The following is a 2174-nucleotide window of genomic DNA, read 5'->3' as shown; positions in this document are numbered from 1 at the left end:
GCCGCCCAGGCCTGAGGGCCCGGCCGGGGCGGACGGAACCGCCCGGCCATTCCCGCGGGCGCCCTGGTGGCGCCGCGCGGTCGCCTTACGCCCGCGCCCGCCTGCGCGGGCGCACTTGCAAAGGCCTTACGCCCGCGCCCGCCTGCGCGGGCGCACTTGCAAAGGGAGGGCCCGATCGACTAGGGTCCGCCCGCGCCGCCCCGGAGCCTTCCGGCCGGGCGGCCGACTGGTCTCATGCAGCCGTAGCTCAGTTGGTTAGAGCGTCGGATTGTGGCTCCGAAGGTCGGTGGTTCGAGTCCACCCGGCTGTACCAGTCCGTCCATGCGCCGGCTTCGCCCTGCGGTCCGGCAGGGCGCCGTCGCTCGCTCCCGAACCTCTGAGGCTCCCCCGCGGCGGGCGGTCTCGGCCGCCTGCGGGGACTTTCCTAGCGCGCCGCACCGGCCGGCCTTCCCGGACGGCGGACGGCCCGCACCTTTCCGCTGCTCCCGCCGCCGCAGAAGAGCCGGTCGCTGCCATCCGATTCGAGCCCGGAGACGCCGGTGCCGGCCGGCATTTCGAGGCATTCGAGCACCTCTCCCGTCTCCGGATCGACGCGGCGCAGGTCGCTCGTCTCCTCCTCCCAGGTGCCGTGCCAGAGCTCGCCCTCCACCCAGGTGACGCCGGTGACGAAGCGGTCCGATTCGATGGTGCGGAGCACGGCCCCGGTTTCCGGATCGACCTGGTGGATCTTGCGGCCGCGGTGCTGGCCGACCCAGAGCGCCCCTTCGGCCCAGGCGAGCCCCGAATCGCCGCCGCTTCCGGGGGCCGGGATCGTGCCGAGCACCGCGCCCGTCTCCGGATCGATCTTGCGGATCTCGGAGCCGGCGATCTGGAACAGGTGCTTTCCGTCGAAGGCCGTTCCCGCATCGGCGGGGACTGCCAGCGCGCCGACGATCTCCCCGGCTTCGGGATCGAGGGCGTTCAGCCGGTCGCCCGAGGCGAACCAGACCCGCCGCCCGTCGAAGCTGACCCCGTGCACCCCCTCGATCTCGGGAAAGGGTCCGTATTCGCGGAGGATCTCGGCAGGGGCGCGTTTCATGATGCCATCCTAACCGTGCGCTGGCGGAGCCGGGAGCAACAAGCTTGTCGGGAAGCCCGGCACGTTCGGCGCCATCCAGCGGCAGGCCCGGCCGCGGCCGAAGGATTCGACCTTTCCGGCCTCCGCCAGCGCCTCGAGCGCGCGCTGGACGGTGCGGGGGCTCACGCCGAGCGCCAGCGCGAGCGCAGAGCTCGACCACGCCTCGCCGTCCGCGAGGAGCGCCAGCACGTCGGCATGGTCTCCTTCGACGGGCGGTGCGAGGACGGCCACGCTTCGCCGGCCGTGCGGCCTGAGCGCGAAGCCGCGGCGCGTCGCATGCAGTCCGGCGATCAGGCCGAGCATCTTCCGCAGCCGGCCGATCTCGACGCGTAGCCTTGCGCGGTGCGATTCGTCTGCCTCGCGCGCCCGGAAGGCGCAGGCGACCAGCTCTTCGCGCGATACGTCCGCGGGCCATGCCGCGGCGAGCGTCCGGGCGAGCGCGAAGAGGACCGGCCGTCCCGCAAACGGGAAGATCGCCGCCCCGGCGCGCACGACATTGCGGCACGCATCCACCACGAATGTGTCCGAGGCGATGAGCGCCTCGATCTCGGCGAGCCCGGCAGGCCGGCTTTCTGCGCGCGCGACGAGGATCGCGGCAGGCGCCGCGAGCGCGCGCGCGGCCCGCTCCACCTCCGCCGCGAGCGCCGGGATCCCCGTCCGGCACGCGGCATGCTCCGCTTCGTCGAGCGCGGCGCGCGCCGGCTCCGCCCGGATGCGCCGCATCGCGATGCCCGCGGCGACCAGCCAGTATCCGGTCCGCGACGCCTGCGGCAGAGCCTCGAAGCTGAGTTCACGGAGCGTCGCCTCGGCCTCGTCGAGACGCCCGATCAGGAGAAGCCGGCGGGCCTCGAGATAGCCGGCATGGGCGGCGTTCGCGCGGTCGCCATGGGCCGCGAGCACCGCCCGCGCGGCGGCGAGGGCGGTCGTGCTGCCGCCGAGATCGCGCGAGACGAGCGCGATCTCGGCCTCGGCGAGGATGCATCGCGCCCGCGCCGCCGGCTCCTTCGGCCCGAAGGCCCGCGCCGCGTCCCGCAGCAGCGCCCTTGCGCGCGGGAAC

2 protein-coding genes and 1 tRNA gene are annotated in these 2174 nt (G+C 74.3%); 1 reads left to right on the top strand and 2 read right to left on the bottom strand.

Annotated elements, in window-relative coordinates; genetic code table 11:
• Positions 1-236: 236 nt before the first annotated feature.
• Positions 237-313: transfer RNA gene (locus tag E4O86_RS22845), tRNA-His, on the top strand.
• A gap of 111 nt (positions 314-424) precedes the next feature.
• On the opposite strand, the gene E4O86_RS22840 is transcribed toward E4O86_RS22845, so the two are convergent.
• Both E4O86_RS22840 and E4O86_RS22835 read right to left on the bottom strand, forming a co-directional pair.
• The gene (locus E4O86_RS22840) at positions 425-1078 is read right to left on the bottom strand and encodes a Vgb family protein (RefSeq protein ID WP_161142838.1); all 654 of its coding nucleotides are present in this window, start codon (positions 1076-1078) and stop codon (positions 425-427) included.
• Positions 1079-1087: 9 nt separating this feature from the next.
• On the bottom strand, positions 1088-2174 hold a 1087-nt coding region (locus E4O86_RS22835), incomplete at its 5' end, for a helix-turn-helix domain-containing protein (RefSeq protein WP_161142837.1).

The sequence above is a fragment of the Propylenella binzhouense genome (assembly GCF_009866965.1).
GTDB classification, from domain to species: domain Bacteria; phylum Pseudomonadota; class Alphaproteobacteria; order Rhizobiales; family Afifellaceae; genus Propylenella; species Propylenella binzhouense.
Note: the sequence above shows the minus strand (reverse complement) of the source record. Positions and strands in the feature narration are given on the sequence as shown.